19 protein-coding genes are annotated in these 19,610 nt (G+C 65.5%); 9 read left to right on the forward strand and 10 right to left on the reverse strand.

Features of this window, described 5'->3' with window-relative positions:
* The coding region (locus tag ACYVOC_RS07685) for a hypothetical protein (RefSeq protein WP_461161473.1) at positions 1-164 on the forward strand (164 nt) is incomplete at its 5' end.
* Positions 118-354 carry a hypothetical protein gene (locus tag ACYVOC_RS07690; RefSeq protein WP_461161380.1) on the forward strand — a complete coding sequence of 79 codons (237 nt, stop codon included), beginning with the start codon at positions 118-120 and terminating at the stop codon, positions 352-354. The genes ACYVOC_RS07685 and ACYVOC_RS07690, both read left to right, overlap by 47 nt.
* Positions 355-357: 3 nt before the next feature.
* On the opposite strand, the gene ACYVOC_RS07695 is transcribed toward ACYVOC_RS07690, so the two are convergent.
* Together ACYVOC_RS07695 and ACYVOC_RS07700 are read right to left on the reverse strand one after the other, a co-directional pair.
* Positions 358-1,839, reverse strand: a complete 1,482-nt coding sequence (locus ACYVOC_RS07695; protein WP_116005110.1) for an AMP nucleosidase — start codon at positions 1,837-1,839, stop codon at positions 358-360.
* A 4-nt stretch (positions 1,840-1,843) separates the two neighbouring features.
* Positions 1,844-3,931: a putative bifunctional diguanylate cyclase/phosphodiesterase gene (locus ACYVOC_RS07700; protein ID WP_461161381.1), complete on the reverse strand. Its 2,088-nt coding sequence runs from the start codon at positions 3,929-3,931 to the stop codon at positions 1,844-1,846.
* A gap of 156 nt (positions 3,932-4,087) precedes the next feature.
* Between ACYVOC_RS07700 and ACYVOC_RS07705 the strand changes: the two genes are divergently transcribed.
* Positions 4,088-5,359, forward strand: coding sequence for an MgtC/SapB family protein (locus tag ACYVOC_RS07705; RefSeq protein ID WP_461161382.1), 1,272 nt, complete (start codon positions 4,088-4,090; stop codon positions 5,357-5,359).
* 146 nt (positions 5,360-5,505) lie between these two features.
* On the forward strand, positions 5,506-6,924 hold the full coding sequence (gene dbpA, locus ACYVOC_RS07710) for an ATP-dependent RNA helicase DbpA (protein WP_461161383.1): 1,419 nt from the start codon (positions 5,506-5,508) through the stop codon (positions 6,922-6,924).
* 73 nt (positions 6,925-6,997) lie between these two features.
* Here the strand turns inward: dbpA and ACYVOC_RS07715 are convergent, their stop codons facing one another.
* The 4 genes from ACYVOC_RS07715 to ACYVOC_RS07730 all read right to left on the reverse strand — a co-directional run bounded on the left by ACYVOC_RS07715 (position 6,998) and on the right by ACYVOC_RS07730 (position 10,799).
* Positions 6,998-7,681 (reverse strand): ankyrin repeat domain-containing protein, encoded by a 684-nt coding sequence (locus ACYVOC_RS07715; RefSeq protein ID WP_461161384.1) that lies wholly within the window; start codon positions 7,679-7,681, stop codon positions 6,998-7,000.
* A gap of 182 nt (positions 7,682-7,863) precedes the next feature.
* Positions 7,864-8,355, reverse strand: a complete 492-nt coding sequence (locus ACYVOC_RS07720) for a GlcG/HbpS family heme-binding protein (RefSeq protein ID WP_461161385.1) — start codon at positions 8,353-8,355, stop codon at positions 7,864-7,866.
* 324 nt (positions 8,356-8,679) lie between these two features.
* Positions 8,680-9,318 carry a response regulator transcription factor gene (locus ACYVOC_RS07725; protein WP_461161386.1) on the reverse strand — a complete coding sequence of 213 codons (639 nt, stop codon included), beginning with the start codon at positions 9,316-9,318 and terminating at the stop codon, positions 8,680-8,682.
* Positions 9,315-10,799: a sensor histidine kinase gene (locus tag ACYVOC_RS07730; protein WP_461161387.1), complete on the reverse strand. Its 1,485-nt coding sequence runs from the start codon at positions 10,797-10,799 to the stop codon at positions 9,315-9,317. Before ACYVOC_RS07730 ends, ACYVOC_RS07725 begins: the two co-directional genes overlap by 4 nt.
* Positions 10,800-11,140: 341 nt before the next feature.
* Here ACYVOC_RS07730 and dtd point away from each other — a divergent pair, with 341 nt between their 5' ends.
* On the forward strand, positions 11,141-11,593 hold the full coding sequence (dtd, locus tag ACYVOC_RS07735) for a D-aminoacyl-tRNA deacylase (protein ID WP_116005101.1): 453 nt from the start codon (positions 11,141-11,143) through the stop codon (positions 11,591-11,593).
* A 61-nt stretch (positions 11,594-11,654) separates the two neighbouring features.
* Here the strand turns inward: dtd and ACYVOC_RS07740 are convergent, their stop codons facing one another.
* The 3 genes from ACYVOC_RS07740 to ACYVOC_RS07750 all read right to left on the reverse strand — a co-directional run bounded on the left by ACYVOC_RS07740 (position 11,655) and on the right by ACYVOC_RS07750 (position 14,271).
* Positions 11,655-12,395: a sulfite exporter TauE/SafE family protein gene (locus tag ACYVOC_RS07740; protein ID WP_461161388.1), complete on the reverse strand. Its 741-nt coding sequence runs from the start codon at positions 12,393-12,395 to the stop codon at positions 11,655-11,657.
* A gap of 403 nt (positions 12,396-12,798) precedes the next feature.
* Positions 12,799-13,257 carry an rRNA maturation RNase YbeY gene (gene ybeY / locus ACYVOC_RS07745; protein ID WP_461161389.1) on the reverse strand — a complete coding sequence of 153 codons (459 nt, stop codon included), beginning with the start codon at positions 13,255-13,257 and terminating at the stop codon, positions 12,799-12,801.
* 60 nt (positions 13,258-13,317) lie between these two features.
* Positions 13,318-14,271, reverse strand: coding sequence for a PhoH family protein (locus ACYVOC_RS07750; RefSeq protein ID WP_116005098.1), 954 nt, complete (start codon positions 14,269-14,271; stop codon positions 13,318-13,320).
* Positions 14,272-14,317: 46 nt separating this feature from the next.
* Here ACYVOC_RS07750 and ruvA point away from each other — a divergent pair, with 46 nt between their 5' ends.
* Together ruvA and ACYVOC_RS07760 are read left to right on the forward strand one after the other, a co-directional pair.
* Positions 14,318-14,893, forward strand: coding sequence for a Holliday junction branch migration protein RuvA (gene ruvA / locus ACYVOC_RS07755; RefSeq protein WP_116005097.1), 576 nt, complete (start codon positions 14,318-14,320; stop codon positions 14,891-14,893).
* A gap of 23 nt (positions 14,894-14,916) precedes the next feature.
* A complete protein-coding gene (locus ACYVOC_RS07760; RefSeq protein WP_461161390.1) occupies positions 14,917-16,437 on the forward strand; it encodes a trypsin-like peptidase domain-containing protein in 1,521 nt (506 codons plus the stop codon).
* A 55-nt stretch (positions 16,438-16,492) separates the two neighbouring features.
* Here ACYVOC_RS07760 and ACYVOC_RS07765 read toward each other — a convergent pair whose 3' ends face one another.
* Complete coding sequence (locus tag ACYVOC_RS07765) at positions 16,493-17,062, reverse strand: hypothetical protein (protein ID WP_461161391.1); 570 nt, start codon at positions 17,060-17,062, stop codon at positions 16,493-16,495.
* 195 nt (positions 17,063-17,257) lie between these two features.
* Here ACYVOC_RS07765 and ruvB point away from each other — a divergent pair, with 195 nt between their 5' ends.
* On the forward strand, positions 17,258-18,328 hold the full coding sequence (ruvB, locus tag ACYVOC_RS07770; RefSeq protein WP_116005095.1) for a Holliday junction branch migration DNA helicase RuvB: 1,071 nt from the start codon (positions 17,258-17,260) through the stop codon (positions 18,326-18,328).
* Positions 18,325-19,608, forward strand: coding sequence for an efflux RND transporter periplasmic adaptor subunit (locus ACYVOC_RS07775; RefSeq protein WP_461161392.1), 1,284 nt, complete (start codon positions 18,325-18,327; stop codon positions 19,606-19,608). Before ruvB ends, ACYVOC_RS07775 begins: the two co-directional genes overlap by 4 nt.
* Positions 19,609-19,610 lie beyond the last annotated feature (2 nt).

The raw sequence follows: 19,610 nt of genomic DNA on the forward strand, positions 1-19,610 counted from the left end.
CGCCATGTGCCTTACTGGCCCCTGGGCTGGGTGGTGAACCGGTATGTCGAGCGGGTGATTGGTGCCCGGTTCACAGACATTGCGCCGCTCTACACCCTGGCCCGGGCGCAGTGCCCGGTGCTGTTGCTCCATGGCCGCCAGGACAACCTGGTGCCGGTCGATGATGTGCGCCAGCTGTGGCAGCGCCGTGGCAGCGCCCAGGTGCGCTTGCTGGAGTGCGATGGCACGCACGAGGGGTTTGATGATCTGGCCGCCGTGTCGCGGCACATTCTGGACTTTTTGCAGGCGCCGGGTGAGGCGGCTGCGTTGGCACCCATACACGAGAGCCCCAGCGCCGTTGCATCAGCCTTTTAGAATTTACTGAAACGCCACTTCGGCAAAACTGCGCAGCTTGCGGCTGTGCAGGCGCTGCACGCCACCCTCGCGCAAAATTTCGATGGCGCGCATGCCGATGCGCAGGTGCTGGTCCACGCGCTCGCGGTAGAAGTGGTTGGCCATGCCGGGCAGCTTGATCTCGCCGTGCAGGGGCTTGTCGCTCACGCACAGCAGCGTGCCGTAGGGCACCCGAAAGCGAAAGCCGTTGGCCGCGATGGTGGCGCTTTCCATGTCCAGCGCCACCGCGCGGCTTTGGCTGAAGCGCCGCTGGGGCAGGTTGTCGGGCAGCAGCTCCCAGTTGCGGTTGTCGGTGCTGGCCACGGTGCCGGTGCGCATGATGTGCTTGAGTTCGCTGCGGCCCAGTTGCGTGACGTCGGCCACGGCCTGCTCCAGGGCCACCTGGATTTCGGCCAGTGCGGGAATGGGCACCCACAGCGGTAGTTCTTCATCCAGCACATGGTCTTCGCGCACATAGGCGTGGGCCAGCACGTAGTCGCCCAACTGCTGGCTGTTGCGCAGGCCGGCGCAGTGGCCCAGCATCATCCAGGCGTGCGGGCGCAGCACGGCGATGTGGTCGGTGATGGTCTTGGCGTTGGACGGGCCGACCCCAATGTTGACCATGGTGATGCCGCTGCGGTCGGCCCGCATGAGGTGGTAGGCGGGCATTTGCGGCAGGCGCGGCAGTGGTGCGCCCAGCGCGTCGCCTGGCTGCTCGGGCAGGCCCACGCGGCGCGTGACCACGTTGCCGGGTTCCACAAAGGCGACGTATTCGCTGTCCGGGCGCGCCATCTCGGCGTGGCCCAGGCGCACGAATTCATCAATGTAGAACTGGTAATTGGTGAACAGCACGAAGTTCTGGAACCACTCGGGCGCCGTGCCCGTGTAGTGGCGCAGGCGGTGCAGCGAATAGTCCACGCGCGGCGCGGTGAAAAGCGCCAGGGGCTGCGCTTCGCCGGGGCGGTGCTGGTAGGTGCCATTGGCGATGCCGTCGTCCATGGCGGCCAGGTCGGGCAGGTCGAACAGGTCACGCATCAGCATGCGCCGCTCGGGCGAGAGCTGGCCCTCGACATGGTCGTGCTCGGCAAACGAGAAGTGGATGGGAATAGGGTGGGCGCTGGTGCCCACTTCCAGCTCTACGCCATGGCTTTGGCGCAGCAGGCGGAACTGCTCGTGGTAATAGTCGCCAAACAGGTCGGGCCGCGTGAGCGTGGTTTCGAAATGGCCCGGTCCCTCGACAAACCCATAAGCCAGCTTGCTGGCCGACCGAGCCACAGTGGTGGTGTGCACGCGCACAAAGGGGTAGAAGGCGCGTACCGGGGCTGGTGGTGTCTGCCCGGCTACAAACTCCTGCATGGTGCTGCGCAGATGGTCTATTTGCTGCTGGTAGATGCGCTGCACCTGGGACAGTGCGCTGGCAGGATCGGTGTGGCGGGTGGGTGCAATGAAATGGGGTGTTTGGGGCATGTGCCTATTGTCCATGTCCTGGATGGCTTTTTTGTTGCAGCCAGGCGTGCGTGGCAGCGGCATCCAGTGCGGCAGACACCACGTAGCCCTGGATCAGGTCGCAGCCCAGGCTGCGCAGCATGTCGCTTTGTGCAGGGGTTTCCACGCCCTCGGCCACTGTTTTGAGTTGCAGGCTGCGGGCCATCTGGATGATGGCGGTAATGATGGCTTCGTCGTCGGTGTTGCCGGGCGTGTCGACGACAAATGAGCGGTCGATCTTGAGTTTGTCGATCGGGTAGCGCTTGAGGTAGGCCAGCGAGGAATAGCCGGTGCCGAAGTCGTCGATGGAAATCCCCACGCCCAGGGCCTTGATGGCTTTGAGGGTGTCCAGTATTTGGCCGGCCTGGTGCATCAGCACCGATTCGGTCAGCTCGATTTCCAGGAAGCGTGGGGGCAGGCCTGTGGCCTGCAGCGCGGCGGCGATGTCGGCCGCCATGTCGCGCTGGCGGAATTCGAGCGCCGACAGATTCACGGCCATGGGCACCAGGGCCAGGCCTTCGTCTTGCCAGGCCTTGAGCTGGCGGCAGGCCTCGTGCATGACCCAGTGGCCGATCGGGGCGATGAGCCCGCGCGATTCAGCGAAGGCAATGAACTCGACTGGACTGACCAGGCCGCGCACCGGGTGTTGCCAGCGCACCAGGGCCTCTATGCCCTGGAGGCTGCCGTCGGCCAGGCTGACCTGGGGCTGGTAATGCAGCACAAAAGCGTTGTTGGCGATGGCCTCGCGCAACATGCGCTCTTGCTGCAGTACCTCCATGGCCCGGCTTTCCATGCCTGGCTGGTAGCGCTGGCGGTTGCCGCGCCCGCTTTCTTTGGCGTGGTACATGGCGGCGTCGGCATTGCGTAGCAGGGCGTCGCCCGTTTCGCCATCGTCCGGGTACAGGCTGACGCCGATGGATGGCGACATGGTGACGAGCTGCTGGTTCAGCGTGAAGGCGCCGTGCATGCTTTCGAGCAACCGGTCGGCCATGCGCAGGGCGCTGTCAGCATCGAGTGCGTTGGCCAGCACCACAACGAATTCGTCGCCGCTGAGCCGTGCCACCATGCCAGCCTCTCCTACGCATTGGCTCAGGCGCTGGGCCACCTCGCGCAGCAACTGGTCACCTGCGTGGTGGCCCAGCGAGTCGTTCACTGTCTTGAAATGGTCCAGGTCGACAAACAGCACGGCGGCGTGGCCCTGGCGCTGGCGGGCCTGGTCAACAACCCTGCCCAACTGCTCCATCAGGTGGCGCCGGTTGGGCAGCTCGGTGAGGGTGTCGTGCAGGGCCAGGAAGGCCTCGCGCTCCTGTGCCCGTTTGCGTGCCGTGATGTCGCGCAGGATGACGATGCGGTAGTCCCCGTGCAGTTCCGGCATGGTTTTGCCCACGGCTTCGACCGGGATCGTGCGGCCGTCTTTGTGGCGAAAACTCACTTCGTAAGGGTCCTCGCGTCCGCTGCGGGTGTATTCCAGCGCCACGGGGCGATATTCCGGGCTGATGAAATGGAAGATCGACAGGCCCAGAACCTCGTGCAGCGCATAGCCGGTCAAACGGGTCAGGGCTTCGTTGCCGTCGGAGATGAGGCCGTCGCGGTGGAAGACGATGGCTTCGTGCGTGGCATCGGAAAACTTGCGCATGCGCTCTTCGGTCTGCCGCATCGCCTGGTCGGCGCGCCAGCGCTCGGTGATGTCGGTGATCAGCACGAAGCAGCCCACCGGCTCGGGCGTGCTGGCCATGTGCGGGATCAGGTGCACCTCAATCATGCGTATTTCGCCGTTGGGCAGCGTCTGCTCGCGGGTGTACTTCACGCGCTCGCCGCGCTTGCTGCGCTCTACATAGGGCGCAATGGCCAGCCATGCGCGGGTGCCAATGGCTTCCTCCACGGACCGGTCCAGCATCGATTCGGGGGTTTGGCCGTGGTATGCGGCATAGCCCTGGTTGGCGAATCGGCAGAGCAGGCTGGGCAGCTCGAAATAAGCCATCAATGCCGGCACGGAATCCGCGATCAGGCGCAGCAGCGAATCGCTGGGTTCAGCCTGGGTGGCGGAGGGTGCATCGATGGATGGGGAGTGCATAAGAGCCGCTGGTTACAAAGGTTTATAGCCGATTGCCCGCAGGAGTGGATAGGTGCAAATCAGGAGAGTGCGGTTTTCAGACGGGCCCTGCGGCCGCGTCGGTCGAGGTTTCTGGCAGCATCGGGGTGCAACAACAACCAGGGGAGGAAGGCGCGCATGCTGGGAGCCGAGAACTTATTCGCCGCCATGGCCACGCTGGCCAGTGCGCTGGGTTGCGGATTGTTGATGGGGGTTGAGCGTGAGCGCCGCAAGGGAGAGGAGCCGTTTCGCGCCCTGGCCGGGGTGCGTTCGTTTGCCCTGGCCACGCTGGCCGGGGCGGTTGCGGCGCTCATGGACTCCATGGCGCTGGTGGTTGTTGGGGCGGCCTTCATTGCGGCCCTGGGCTTGGCGGCCTATGCCCGCGACCGCTCGGAGTTCCCCGGTGTGACCACGGAAATCGCCCTGTTTCTGGCCTACCTGATTGGCGTGTTGTGCGTGCACAACCCGGTGCTGGCTGCAGGGCTGGCGGTGGTGGTGACCGGCTTGCTGGCGGCGCGCGAAGGCTTGCACCAGTTTGCCCGCCACTGGCTGCAGCCCGGTGAGGTGCGCAGCGGCCTGGTGCTGGCGGCGCTGGTGTTGTTGGTCGCCCCGCTGGTGCCCGACGGACCGCTGTGGCAGGGCTTGCTGCATCCGCAAGCGGTGGTGCGCCTGCTGCTGGTGCTGCTGGTGATCCAGTCGCTGGCGCATGTGGGCCGGCGCCTGCTGCAGGCCCGCCAGGCGATGGCCTTGTCGGCGCTGGCGTCGGGTTTTGTGTCCAGCACGGCCACCATTGGCAGCTTGGGCATGGAGGTGCGCGCAGGGCGGGTTCAGGCGCGTGACCAGGCCGGTGCCGCCGTGCTGTCGTGCGCGGCGACCATGGCACAGATGGTGGTGGTGGCGGCGACCGTGCAGCCCGACTGGCTGGCGCTGCTGTGGTTGCCGGCCCTGGCCGGTGCGGTGACCGCCGCTGCCTGGAGTTGGTGGTGGGCACGCAACAACACAACGCGCACCGATGCGGGCGAGAGCGCGGCGGGGCTTCCCCAGTTGCCTCCCGATACGGCCATGTTCAAGCTGCGCGATGCGGCCATGATCGTGCTGCTGCTCACCACCATGCAGATGGCGGTGCAGTGGCTGACACAGTGGCTGGGCGATACCGGCATGCTGTTGGGCACCTTGCTGGCGGCGTTGGCCGATGTGCGTGCCGCGACCGCAGCGGTACTGCTGCGCGGTGGGCCGGAGAGTGCAGCGGCTACCGCTATTCAAACGGCACTGATGGCCGCCTTGCTGCTGCATGCCTGCAGCAAATGCGTGGTGGCGCTGGTCAGTGGTGGCCGCCAATACGCTCTGGCCGTGGCGCCGGGCATCGTGGCCCATACCTTGGCGTTTGTGGGTGTGCTGGCGGTTGTCTGATTCCATTTCTAAATCATCCGTGTCGTTGTTGCTTCGCCTTGCCGTGCTACAGCACTGTCTGCGGCTTCGCGCCTAGACACGAATGATTTGGAAACAGAATGACGTTTTGCGCAGGTGTTGGAAGGGCCGCACCAGATAATCGGGGCATGACGTCCCCCTCCCCCCAAGCCAGTGCGGCATTCAGCACCCTGGCCCTGAACCCCGCCACCCTCGAAAACTTGCAGCAACTGGGGTACACCCGGATGACCCCCATCCAGGCGGCCAGCCTGCCGCCCGCGCTGCTGGGCAAAGACCTGATTGCCCAGGCCAGCACCGGAAGCGGCAAGACCGCCGCCTTCGGCCTGGCCCTGCTGACGCGGCTGAACCCGCGCCGCTTTGCCGTGCAGGCGCTGGTGCTGTGCCCCACGCGCGAGCTGGCCGACCAGGTGGCCACCGAAATCCGCCGCCTGGCACGCGCCGAGGAAAACATCAAGGTCGTGACCCTGTGCGGCGGCGTGCCGCTGCGCGGCCAGATGTTGAGCCTGGAGCACGGCGCGCACATTGTGGTGGGTACGCCCGGCCGCGTGATGGACCACCTGGAGCGCGGCCACCTGACGCTCGAAGCCCTCAACACCCTGGTGCTCGACGAGGCCGACCGCATGCTCGACATGGGCTTCTTCGACGACATCGCCACCGTGGCGCGCCAGTGCCCCAAAGAGCGCCAGACCCTGCTGTTCTCGGCCACCTACCCGGAAGGCATCGCCAAGCTCAGCCAGCAGTTCATGAAGAGCCCGCAGCAGATCACGGTGCAGGCGCAGCACAGCGCGACCAAAATTGCGCAGCGCTGGTATGAGGTGAAGGAAAGCGAGCGCCTGCACGCGGTGTCGCTCCTGCTCGGCCATTTCCGGCCCGAGTCGTCGATTGCGTTTTGCAACACCAAGCAGCAGTGCCGTGATCTCGTTGGCGTGCTGCAGGCGCAGGGCTACAGCGCGCTGGCCTTGTTTGGTGAACTGGAGCAGCGCGAGCGCGACCAGGTGCTGGTGCGCTTTGCCAACCGCAGCTGCTCGGTGCTGGTGGCCACGGACGTGGCGGCGCGCGGGCTCGATATTGCCGACCTGGCCGCCGTCATCAACGTGGACGTGACACCCGATCCCGAGGTGCACATCCACCGTATCGGCCGCACCGGCCGGGGCGACGCCGAGGGCCTGGCGCTGAATCTGGCCAGCATGGACGAGATGGGCAGCGTGGGCAAGATCGAGCAACTGCAGGGCCGTGAATCGCTCTGGCACCCGCTGGCCGAACTTGCGCCCACGGGCAGCGGCCCGCTGGTGCCGCCCATGGTCACCATCCAGATCATCGGCGGGCGCAAGGAGAAAATTCGCGCGGGCGACGTGCTGGGCGCACTCACCGGCGAGATGGGTTTCACGCGTGCACAGGTCGGCAAGATCAACGTGAATGACTTCTCTACCTACGTGGCGGTGGACCGCGCCATTGGCGCCCAGGCCGCCCAGCGCCTCAACAGCGGCCGCGTGAAGGGCAAGAGCGTCAAGGCGCGGCTGGTGAGCGACGGCGAATCTTTTGAATGAAATTGGCCTATAGCGCATATCCAGCAAGCGTAAAAAGCTATTAATTAAATAGCATTCACGCCCCGCTACGGGCTCATGGGCGCGCGCCCGCGCCCTCCAGCATCTTCACCATGGCCGCGTAGCCGCGCTGGCGCGCGAGCTGCAGCGGCGTGTTGCCGTGGCGGTCGGCGAGCCGGGTGCTGGCGCCCGCGTCCAGCAGCGCCTGGAGCGTGGCCTGGTGGCGCGCGCCGCCGTCGCCGAGCACGATGGACTCGATCAGCGCCGTCCAGTGCAGGTTGTTCACATGGTCCAGCGGCGCCCCGGCCGCGATGAGCTGGCGCACCACGCCAGCGTGCCCCAGGTGGGCGGCGGCGATCAGCGCCGTGCCGTCGTAGCGGCTGGTCACCTGTTTGGCGCTGGCACCCAGCTGCAGCAGCAGGCGCAGCGTGTCCTCGTCATCGGCCACGGCGGCGATGGTGACTGCGTCGTAGCGGTCGTTCTCCAGCAGGTCGAGCGCCGCACCGGCCTGGGCCAGCAGGCGCACCGCCTCACGCTGGCGCGCGAAGGTGGCCACGTGCAGCGGCGTGCGCCCGTAGGCATCGCGTGCGTTCACGTCAGGCCGACCGGCCAGCAGCCGCTGCAGTGCGGCCGTGTCGGCGGCGTGCAGGCCCTGGTAGGCGGCGATCTCGCTGGCCGTGGGCGGCACCTGGGCTTGTGCCAGCGGCGTCAGCAGCAGTGCGGCGGTCAGTGCCAGCGGCAAGGTAGGGCATCGAAACACGGCATATTCCTCTCAATTCATCATCCCTGTGCTGCACAGGATTTGCGGCCTTGGCTACTGGCGCTGCCCAGGCCAGTGGCCACCGCGCAAGGGCCGCCCCGCCGCGCTGGTGGCGTCCCCCTTCCGCATCGCGTAGCGATGCCAGAGAAGGGGGAAGGCGCGTAGCGCCACAGGGGGTTGTTTCACTTCAGTTGGTCCTGGACCTTGGCAATGGCCGCCATGGCGCACTGCTCGTCCAGGTGGCCGCCGGGCGCGCCGCCCACGCCCACGGCGCCGATGACCTCGTTGCCCACCTTCACCGGCACGCCGCCGCCCAGCAGCAGGTAGCCGGGGATCTGGCCCAGGTTGGCCGCGGCGGGGTTCTTCTGCGCACCTTCCATGATGGCCTGCGTGGTGTTCTTGGCCGAGGCCGAGGTGTAGGCCTTCAGGCGGCTGGCCTCCAGCGTGTGCGGGCCGGCGTTGTCGGCGCGCTGCACGGCGCGCACGGTACCGGCGCGGTCGACCACGGTGGCCGTCACGTTGTAGCCGCCGGCGGTGCAGGCCGCGACGGTGTGCGCGGCGATCTGGTTGGCCAGGTCGAGCGACATGTTGCGCTCGGTGCGCACGCCTTCGGCGCTGGCGGCCGTGGCGATGAAGGCGAGGGCGAAGGCGGTGGTTTTGAGGATGTGGTGCATGGTGTTCTCCGGGGTTTTGGGGGCGGTGCCACCCTTTGTGGCGCCGTGGGAGAACTGTAGAAAAAGCCGCCGCGCGGCGCCATGCGGACGGTTACGCGCGCGGCTCCGTAGAAATACTGAGGAGGCAACCCCCTGTGGCGCTGCGCGCCTCCATGCAGCCGCCAGAGACGGCAACCCTTCGGGGACGTCCAAGCCTGCGCAGGCAGGCTTGGAGCCGCGCCCCTCAGCCCCTTCTCTGGCATCGCTGCGCGATGCGGAAGGGGGACGCCACCAGCGCGGCGGGGCGGCCCTTGCGCGGCGGCCACTGGTGAAGTCAACAGTGTTTCACGGGTCTGGGTGGGTATCTACGAGCGCGGCGTAGCGCCGGATCAGCTGGGCCAGCGAGTCCACGCCCAGCTTGGCGAACAGGTTGGCGCGGTGCGTTTCCACGGTGCGGGGCGAGAGGGCGAGCGCGCGGCCGATCTCCTTGTTCGTCAGCCCCTCGACGATCAGGCCCAGCACTTCGCGTTCGCGCGCTGAAAGCTGGCCATGGCGCTCGCGCGCCTGCTGGTCGGCCTGGTGGCGTTCGCGCGAGCGCACATGCTGGCGCACGGCGTTCTGCAGGGCCTCGATGAGCAATTCGTCATGCACCGGCTTTTCGAGGAACTCGGCCGCGCCGGCCTTGAAGGCGCGGCGGCACATGTCCACCGTGCCGTGGCCGGTGAGCAGGACCACGGGCTGGTCCGCGCCCTGGGCCTGGAGCTGCTCCAGCACGGCCAGGCCGCTGGTGCCGGGCATGCGCACGTCGAGCACGATGGCGCCGATGCTGGCGCGGTCGAACCCGGCCAGGAAGGCCTGCGGGTCGGCCCAGGCCTGCACGCGCAGGCCCACGGTGGCGATGAGCAGGCCCAGGCCCTCGCGCACGGCGGCATCGTCGTCCACGAGGTGGATGAGGGGCGAGAGGGAGGAGGCGCTGTCGTTCATGGCATGGGCGTGGCGGCGGGCAGCAGGAGCACGAAGGCCGCGCCCCGGCCGTTGCCGGGGGCGAGCTGGAGGCTGGCGCCCATGGCCTGGGCCAGGCTTTCGCACAGCGGCAGGCCCAGGCCGAGGCCGCCTGCGCGCGTGGTGAAGAAGGGCTCGAACAGGTGTTCGCGGGCCTCGGGCGGGATGCCGGGGCCGTGGTCGCGCACGGTGAGCTGGACCAGGCCGGGGGTGGGCATGGCCAGGCGCAGCTCCAGGTGGCGCTCGGCGGCGGGCACCTGTTCCAGCGCCTGCAGCGCGTTCACCACGAGGTTGTGCACGATCTGCTGCAGGGCCACGGGCTCGGCCAGCACGGCGGGTAGATGGGGTTCGGCATGCACCTCGGGCAGCACGGCGCGGGCGCGGCATTCGGGCTCCAGCAGGTGCAGCGCGTCGTGCACGGCGGCGGGTAGCTGCAGCGGCTGCGCCTGGCCGGCGAGGTCGGGGCGCTCGACCAGGCGGCGCAGCCGGCCCACCACGTCCGAGGCGCGGCGGGCCTGTTCCACGGCGCGGGCCATGGCGGTGCGGGCGGTGTCCAGGTCGGGCGGGTCGTCGCCCAGCAGGCGCTGTGCGGCCTGCGTGCCTGACAGCAGCGCGGTGAGGGGCTGGTTGAGTTCGTGCGCCATGCCGGCGGCGAGTTCGCCCAGCGTGTTCAGGCGCGCCACCTGGCCCAGGCGCAGCAGCTCCTCGGCGCGCCGGCGCGCCACGCGGTGGCGCCAGAGCACGCGCCCGGCGACGGCGGCGGCGGCCGTGAAGGCGCACCAGCCGAGCATGGCGAGCCAGGGCAGCTCGTCCCAGCCGACCACGCGCAGCGCCACCACGTCCAGCGGCTGGCTGGGCGAGGCCAGGGTCTTGCGAAAGCCATAGGCCCAGCCGCGCGCCGGGGTGCGGCCGGGCTGCACGGTGAAGGTCTGGCCTGCGTGCTCCAGCGTCACGCGCACCGGGCTGGTGGAACGGTCCATGGGCCATTCGCCCTGCGGCACGGTGGCGTGCAGGTCGATGTGCAGGGCGTAGCTGGCGGGCGTGCTGGCCAGCACCAGGTGGTAGCGTCCGGCGGCGAGGTCGGGGCGGGCCAGTGCGGCGTGGCCTGTGGTGCGCGATGCGGCCTCGGCCGCGTCGAGACCGGGCGCTGCGGCGGGCCAGGCGCCGCCGGCCGGGCGGCGCAGCACGTCGAGGATCTGCGGGTAGACCGAGGGCAGGCGCGGCAGGGCGGCGTCGGCGCTGCCCTGCTCGGGCGCGGCGGGCTGCAGCAGCGCCAGGGTGGAGAGGATGGCGTCGTGCTGCACCGCGCGCTGGCTCAGCAGGCGGTGGACGATGCGCGCGTCCGTCTCGAACGCCGCCTGCAATTGCAGCAGGCGCGCGTGTGCCAGCCACCCGGCACCACCGCCGGCGGCCAGGATGCAGGCCAGCGCGGCGGCGGTGCGGTGATGCCATGCCTTGTTCATGGCGGCGATTCTGGCACGGGGTGGGGTTGCGGGTCTGGTGTAATCCGAGGCCATGTCTTCCATAGAATCTTCCACGCGCCCCTGGCTCACGCCGGCCCATCTGCTGCGCGCCACCATTGAGCTGCTGCCCACCGATGTGGAAGCCCATTTCGACGACCTGAAGGATGTGTGATGCGACGCCCCCCTGAGGCGCCGCGTGCCTTCCCCCCGCTCTCGTATCGCTGCGCGATACGGGCAGGGGAATGCTCCTAGCGCGGCGGGGCGGCCCTTGCGCGGGAGCCCTGGCCTGGGCCGCGCCGGTGTCATCCGCCGGGTGACACACTGAACGATGGAGCACTGAAATGATCGCTGTTTTGCAAAGGGTGCGCGAGGCGCGCGTGGACGTGGCGGGCGAGACCGTGGGCGCCATCGGTGCGGGCCTGCTGGCGCTGGTGTGCGCCGAACGCGGCGATACCGAGGCTGAGGCCGACCGGCTGCTGGCAAAAATGCTCAAACTGCGCATCTTCAGCGACGATGCCGGCAAGATGAACCGCAGCGTACAGGACATCGGAGGCGGCCTGCTGCTGGTCAGCCAGTTCACCCTGGCAGCGGATACCACCACCGGCAACCGCCCAGGCTTTTCGCAGGCCGCAGCCCCCGAAGACGGGCGCAGGCTGTTCGACTACTTCGTTGCCCAGGCCCGCGCTGCCCACCCCGTGGTGCAGACCGGGCGCTTTGCCACCGAGATGCAGGTGCACCTGGTCAATGACGGGCCGGTGACGATACCGCTGCGCATGGCTCCAGCGGGTGTTTGAATGAAAAAAGATAGCTGCTCACGCTTGTCCTATAAGCGCTAGAAGCTATTTTTGCTGGAAATTACTGGCGATAAAAAAAGATCGCCGTCATCACCAGCCCGGTGAGCACGATACCCCCGCGCAGCCAGGGCGCGGGGATGCGCCGGGCCACGCGGGCGCCGCCGTAGCCGCCCAGCGTGGCGGCCACCATCATCATCAGCGCCTGGGGCCACAGCACAACGCCGCCTGCGGCGTAAATAGCCACGGCAATGGCGGTGAGCAGGGCCGAGACCCAGTTTTTGAGCCCGTTCATGGCGTTGAGATTGGTTTGCCCCAGCAGCCCGAACAGTGCCAGCAGCAAGATGCCCAGCCCGCCGTTGAAGTAGCCCCCATAGGCGGCGACGATGAGCACGCCAGCCGTGGCCTTGGCGGTGGACGGCTTACCGCCCGCCGTCCATTCGCGCAGCTTGGGCCCCAGGGCAAACAGCAGCGTCGCAGCCAGCAGCAGCCAGGGCACGATGATCGAGAACATGTCGTTGGATGTGACCAGCAGCAGCCCCGCGCCCGCTGCACCCCCGATGAGCGAGAGCAGCACCAGACGCGGCATGGAAAGTCCCGGCGGCGGCTGCGTGTCTTCCCGAAACCCCCAGGCCCCCGCCGCGTAGCCCGGCAGCAGCGCCACGGTACCGGTGGCGTTGGCCACCACAGGGGGCACGCCGGTGAATACCAGCGCGGGCAGTGTCAGAAAGCTGCCGCCTCCGGCAACGGCATTGAGGGCACCGGCGACGAAGGCGGCGGTGAGGAGCAGAGCGGTGTCGTACATGGAGGTTGTGGCGAAGGGGCCGTCTTGGGTCGTTTGGGTGCATATTAGGTGCAAAACGACCCAATATCTCGACTTATTAATAGCAAATAAGGTTGTATTGCTATGTGAGAACGTGTTCAATGTCTTTTGGTAGATCGCATTGGAGTGCAATCGGGATGAGTGGGTGGCCCAGATGCGCCGCATGGGCTCGTGCCCATGCCAGCAGATGGGGCGCCCAATCGCCCGATTTCACTCCAACCCTTGGGGCAAGTGCCTTTTCGGGCGGTCTGCGGCGTTGCAGCGCTTGTCCATAGCCGGGCTATGGACGGCGCACTGCGCCTTGCATCCCATCCCGAAAAGGTACTTGTGCGACTCCAAAAGACATTGAACACGTTCTGAGGGATGGTGCCATTGCCGCGCTGTGTTAGGCGGCGTAAGGGTTGGCAAACCCCAGTTCCTGCAGGATGGCGGTCTCGTAAGCCTCCATCTCCTGCGCGTCCTGCTCGCTGGTTTCGTGGTCCCAGCCCTGGGCGTGCAGCGTGCCGTGCACCAGCAGGTGGGCGTAGTGTTCTTCCAGCGTTTTGTTTTGCTCGCGCGCCTCACGCTTGACCACGGGGGCGCACAGCACCAGGTCGGCCAGCACCAGGGGCTCCTGCGCGTAGTCGAACGTGAGCACGTTGGTGGCGTAGTCCTTGTGGCGGTAGTCGCGGTTGAGCTGGCGGCCTTCCTCCTCATCGACGATGCGCACGGTGATCTCGGCGTCCAGTGCCAGGGCGTGGCGAATCCAGCGCGTGACCTTGTGGCGCGGCAGTGCAGCGCGGTGTGCGGCGACGTCGTCAAAACGGCCGAACTGCAGCGACAGGGTGAGTTGATTAAGTGTCATTCTGGCCTCTGGCGCCCTATATGCAAGCGCATACAGCTATGAAAAATGTAGTAATCGAATTCAGGTGCGTGGCGCTGGGCGGGTGCGCTGGGCATCGTAGGCATCGACAATGCGAGCGACCAGCGGGTGGCGTACCACGTCGGCACTGGTAAAGCGCGTGACGGCAATGCCCTTGACGCGCTTGAGCACGCGCTCGCCGTCGATGAGGCCGCTCATGGCGCCCTTGGGCAGGTCGATCTGGCTCACGTCACCCGTGACCACGGCCTTGGCGCCAAAGCCGAGGCGGGTGAGGAACATCTTCATCTGCTCGGGCGTGGTGTTCTGCGCTTCGTCGAGGATGACGAAAGCGTTGTTCAGCGTGCGCCCGCGCATGAAGGCCAGCGGGGCAATCTCGAGCGCGTTGCGCTCGAATGCCTTTTGCACTTTGTCATAGCCCATCAGGTCGTACAGCGCGTCGTACAGCGGGCGCAGATACGGGTCCACCTTTTGCGCCAGGTCGCCGGGCAGAAAGCCCAGGCGTTCGCCCGCCTCCACGGCGGGGCGGGTGAGCACGATGCGCTGCACGGCGCTGCGCTCCAGTGCATCGACCGCGCAGGCCACGGCCAGATAGGTCTTGCCCGTGCCGGCTGGGCCAATCCCGAAAGTGATGTCGTGCGTGGCAATGTTGTCCAGGTACAGGGCTTGTGTGGGCGTGCGCGCCCGCAGGTCGGCGCGGCGCGTGGCCAGCGGGGAAGGGGCGGTTTCGCTTTCGGCGGTGATGGCGCCATCGCCTGCCAGCATGAGCTGCAGGTGCTCTTCGGTGATGGGGCGCTCGGCCATCTCGTACACCGCCTGCAGCACCTCCAGGGCCTGCGTAGCGCGGGACTTGGGGCCATCCACCTTGAACTGCTCGTGCCGGTGGGCAATACTGACCTGAAGCGCAGCTTCGATCGTGCGCAAGTGGCTATCGGCAGGCCCGCACAGGTGCGTGAGGCGGGTGTTGTTGTGGGGAGTGAAGGTGTGGCGCAGGATCACGTTGATAATTCCGTCGGAATGCGCCGAACGGCGACAAAGGACTTCAATGATAGGCAAATTGACCGGCACCCTGCTGGAGAAGAACCCGCCCGAGGTGCTGGTGGATTGCGCGGGCGTGGGTTACGAGGTGCAGGTGCCCATGAGCACCTTCTATAACCTGCCTGCCGTGGGGCAGCAGGTGGGCCTGCTTACGCAATTCATCGTGCGCGAGGATGCGCAGTTGCTGTACGGCTTTGGCACCGCTACGGAGCGCGCGGCGTTCCGCGAGCTGATCAAGATATCGGGCGTAGGCCCGCGCACGGCGCTGGCCATTCTGAGCGGCATGGGTGTGCAGGATCTGGCGCAGGCGATCACGCTGCAGGAGGCCGGTCGCCTGGTCAAGGTGCCGGGCATCGGCAAGAAGACCGCAGAGCGCCTGCTGCTCGAGCTCAAGGGCAAGCTGGGGGCTGAGATGGATGGTGTGCGTACGCACGCAGGCACGCAAGCGCAGGCCGATATTCTCCAGGCCTTGCTGGCGCTGGGCTACAACGACAAAGAAGCGGCCGCCGCGCTCAAGGCTTTGCCAGGTGATGTGGGAGTGAGCGAGGGGATCAAGCTGGCGCTGAAGGCGTTGGCGAAATAATGGCAATAACGGGACGAAAAATGATGAATAACTGGAAACGTGCGGGTTCCGCGGCCGTTGCATTTTTGGTGGCCGCACTGGTCGGTTGTGGCGGTAGCTTTGAGGGGGCGGAGCCTCCATCAGCGACGGTGCTGCGGGTCGAGGGGCGGTCAATGTCGGAGCCAGGGGCTGCCTTGCCCTCCATGGTCAAGTCCCGCGAGGCGGTCTGGGTGACGACGACAAGCCGTGTGATGCTGGGGCCGCTGGAAGCGTCTAAAAGCTTGGTGTCGACGGAGGGGGGTCGGCAATTGGTAGGCGTAGGGCGCGATATTGGGGTGACCAGTACGTCGGATCAGACCCTGCAGCATCTGCGCTGGAATAGAACCCCTGCAGGGGGGCAGGTTGCGGCGGTCAGTTTCACCGCACAGGATGCGAAAGGTCTGCGCTTGGGAGTACAGATAGACGCCCTTCCTGGTGCTGCCAAACTGCGCATCTACAGCCAGGAGCGCAACAGCATCGTCTTCCAGATCACGGGGGAGGAGTTGTTGCAGCGTATCCAGGGCAATGTCAATGCAGGAGACAGCAGTAAAGAAGCGCGGACTTGGTGGACTCCCGATTTGGGTTCGGAAGAGGTGACTTTGGAAGTCGAATTACCAGTGAACGCGGACACTTCGGCACTCAAAATTTCTGTGCCGCGCTTGTCGCATATCTTTAGTGAGCTAAATTTGCTTGGCGAGCCGGAAGGGCAGGCCAAAATCAATGAATCTGCTGACTGCCATCTGGATGCGACTTGTGATGACACCTATGCCAATCAGCGAAATGCAGTTGCACGCATGCTGTTCAACAATGGGGGGCGTACTTATTTGTGCACAGGTACGCTGCTTAACGACTCCAAAAATTCAGGGATCCCGTACTTTTTAAGTGCAAGCCATTGCATCTCGAACCAGACAGTGGCATCGACGATCCAAACAGATTGGTTTTATCGCTCGCCAAGCTGTAACAGTCGGTCGCTGTCGAGTGCTAGCAGCAAGCTCTATAACGGTGCTGTGTTGCTGAGTGCCAGCAACAGCACAGATGTATCTTTGATGCGATTGAATGATGCCCCACCGGCGGGCGCCTTTTTTGCCGGCTGGGATGCATCGCTTGGAGAGTCGGCAACAGGGGCGGCGGTTGCCGGTTTGCACCATCCCCGTGGAGATTTGCTGAAAATCAGCAAGGGGCGTGTGCTGGGCCAGATCGGGTGCACCACGACAGGGGACACCCAGTTCAGCTGCAGTGGTACGAGCGGCAACTTTCAGCGCGTAGCCTGGAGCCAGGGATCAACTGAGGGGGGCAGCAGTGGCTCGGCACTGTTTTCGGGCGACAGGCGCCATGTGATTGGAACGCTGTATGGCGGCGCGGCTTCTTGCACAGCCATGGGTACATCGTTTGATGTGTATGGCCGTTTTGACGTGGCCTATAACGAAAATCTTAGTCAATGGCTTGGTGGTTCAGCCAGTGACAGCAATACGTCCCGAGCACTCGAAAGTATTTTGAAAATACTTCGAGTCTCAAGCATGAATTAAGATTTTTGTGGAGCGATGGTACAAAATTAGCTTATTAATTTCGCACTGTCGTGAATTATTCTGTAGGTGCTATCTTCTGTTGCATAGAAACTAATTTTTGCAATAAAAATGATTCGCTGGTAGATGTGCTGCGAACTCCCTGTATTTTGGATGTGATATCAGTAATGGAGACACTGACGCCTTTGAGGCTGCTGGAGCTGACTTCCTTGGAAAAAGCACACACAGCATCTCCGGGTGAGAAAAGTAACAGCAGCGCAGAGTCTGTGGAACGTCCCGGGGTTCTTCCGAGTGTCCCGGCGTACAGATTTGCGAGATCGGCGCCGTTGGTAACGGGTTCATTATTGAGATACCCTGTGCCTCGCCAATCTCCATTTGAATAACTAATTCTGGATCTCAATGAATCTACATGGAGTGTTGGGTTGGAATCGGGTCCGGTGGATTCGGAATACGCCACAAGAACCTTGAAGCCCTCATAAGTTGGGCCACCATTCGCGATGATGGTGCAAGCAATGGCTTCCTGATTGGTGGATTGCAGTGAAGTACTGCTGATGTTCAGGAGATCGGCATGTGCTGACATTGTAGAAAATGCAGCGATGCAAGTGTAAAAGATATTTTTATATTTCATAATATAACGTCCTCTCTCTGTTGGGTTTATAAGCGCAGCGGAATTTGTGAATATGATCGATGGTCTTCCGCCAAGGTTATATTACAAAAAATTACGTTCGTACAAGTAGGTGGATTCCCGTACCAAAGTATTTTTTCCTTGCGCAGAGACATGTTTTTGCGTAGACGAATATTTTCAATTTAATTTTCTGGCGCCGTGACCATCCAAACCGACGACTTCGCCCCCGCTCCCCCCAAGCGCATGGTGTCTGCAGCGCCCACTTCGCCGCAAGAAGAGGCCATCGAGCGTGCGCTGCGGCCCAAGCTGATGCAGGAATACGTGGGCCAGGCCAAGGCGCGTGAGCAACTGGAGATTTTCATTGGTGCGGCGCGCCACCGGGGTGAGGCGCTGGACCACGTGCTGCTGTTTGGCCCGCCGGGGCTGGGCAAGACGACGCTCTCGCACATCATTGCAGCCGAACTGGGCGTAAACCTGCGCCAGACCAGCGGGCCGGTGCTTGAAAAGCCCAAGGACCTCGCGGCGTTGCTGACCAACCTGGAGAAGAACGACGTTCTGTTCATTGACGAGATCCACCGGCTCTCGCCCGTGGTCGAGGAAATCCTCTATCCGGCGCTGGAGGACTACCAGATCGACATCATGATCGGCGAAGGCCCGGCGGCGCGCTCCATCAAGCTCGATCTGCAGCCCTTCACCCTGGTGGGCGCCACCACAAGGGCGGGCATGCTGACCAACCCGCTGCGCGACCGTTTTGGCATTGTGGCGCGGCTGGAGTTTTATACGCCCGAGGAGCTGGCCCGCATTGTCACGCGCAGTGCGACCCTGCTGGGCACGCCCATGGACCCCGAAGGGGGCGTCGAGCTGGCGCGTCGCTCCCGGGGCACGCCGCGCATTGCCAACCGGCTGCTGCGCCGCGTGCGGGACTATGCGCAGGTCAAGGGTACCGGGCGCATTACGCTGGACATGGCGAACCGTGCGCTGGCCATGCTCGATGTCGATCCGCAGGGCTTTGACGTGATGGACCGCAAACTCCTGGAGGCCGTGATCCACCGCTTTGACGGCGGCCCCGTGGGGCTGGACAACATTGCCGCCAGCATTGGCGAAGAGGCGGGCACCATCGAAGATGTGATCGAGCCCTACCTGATCCAGCAGGGATTTCTGCAGCGCACGCCCCGCGGGCGTATTGCCACCCTTGCTGCGTACCGGCACCTCGGTGTTGCAGCGCCACAGCGGGCCGACGGTTTGTTCGACGCTGGGGCGGCCAAGTGACGCTGCCTCGGCGCGGACTCTGGCTTGGCGCGGCTTTGCTGCTCGGCGCATCGGTGCTGGCGGGCTCCACCTGGCTGCGCGGACCGCAGGTGGATGTGATCGAGGTGCGGCGTGCGCCATTGGTGCGTACCCTGCAGTTTTCAGCGCGGGTGGCCACGCTATCGCGTGTGGATGTGGGCAGCACCGTCACCGGCCGAGTGGCCGAAGTGCGCGTGTTGGAAGGCGCCGCCGTGCGCGCGGGCGACGTGCTGGTGCAACTGGAAGACCAGGAATGGCGCGCCGCACTGGCGCAGGCGCAGGCGGCGGAAAGCCAGGCGCGGGCGCACCTGACCGGCTTGCGCAGCAGCGCACGCACGGCGACCCGTGCGGCGCTGGCGCAGGCACAGGCCACGCAGCGCGCGGCCCAGGCGGTGCTGGTGCGTGCGCAGCAGCTCGTGGCCCAGGGTTTCTACAGCGCCGCGCAGCTCGACGAAGCAAGCCGCGCAGCCACCGTGGCGCAGGAGCAGGTGCGCAGCGCCAGCGCCCAGGTGCAGGCCAATGCCGAGGGGGGTACCGACATGGCCCAGGCGCAGGCCCAGCTGGATGTGGCCCGGGCCGCCACTGTCGCGGCGCAGGCGCGCCTCGCACAGGCCACGCTGCGCGCCCCTACCGATGCCCGTGTGCTGCAGCGCGAAGTGGAGCCGGGGCAGATCGTGCAGCCCGGCAAAGCGTTGTTGGGTTTGGCGCTGGTCGGTCCGACACAGCTCGTCGCCCAGGTGGATGAACGCTTCCTGGATCAGTTGCGGCCTGGCCAGAGTGCCGCCGTGTTGGCCGACGCCTTTCCTGGGCAGCGCTTTGCGGCGCGGGTGCTCAGTCTGGCACCTGCAGTGGATGCGCAGCGCGGCGCCATCGAGGTGAAATTTGCACTCGCCGGAGAAGCACCGGCGTTTCTGCGTGAAGACATGACGCTTTCCGTCGAGGTGGAAACCGCCCGGATGGACGCCGCGCTGGTGCTGCCGCAATCAGCCCTGCGTGCGCCAGCGCAGGGTGATCGGGCCGAGGTGCTGGTGGCGCAGGACGGCCGTGCGCTTGTGCGCAGTGTGCGCCTGGGTCTGCGCACTTTGGGCGCTTTGGAAGTGCAGGATGGACTGGCCGAGGGCGATGTGGTGCTGCAAAGTGGCGGTACGGCGGCCGGTGCGCGCGTGCGCCCCCATGTGGTTGACTGGCGCCCCGCTGCGGTACCGCTGGCAACCAAGGCCGAAGATGCCGGGGGCGCCATGGCCAACGCCATGGGGCGCTGAAG

This window comes from Simplicispira piscis, assembly GCF_054783455.1.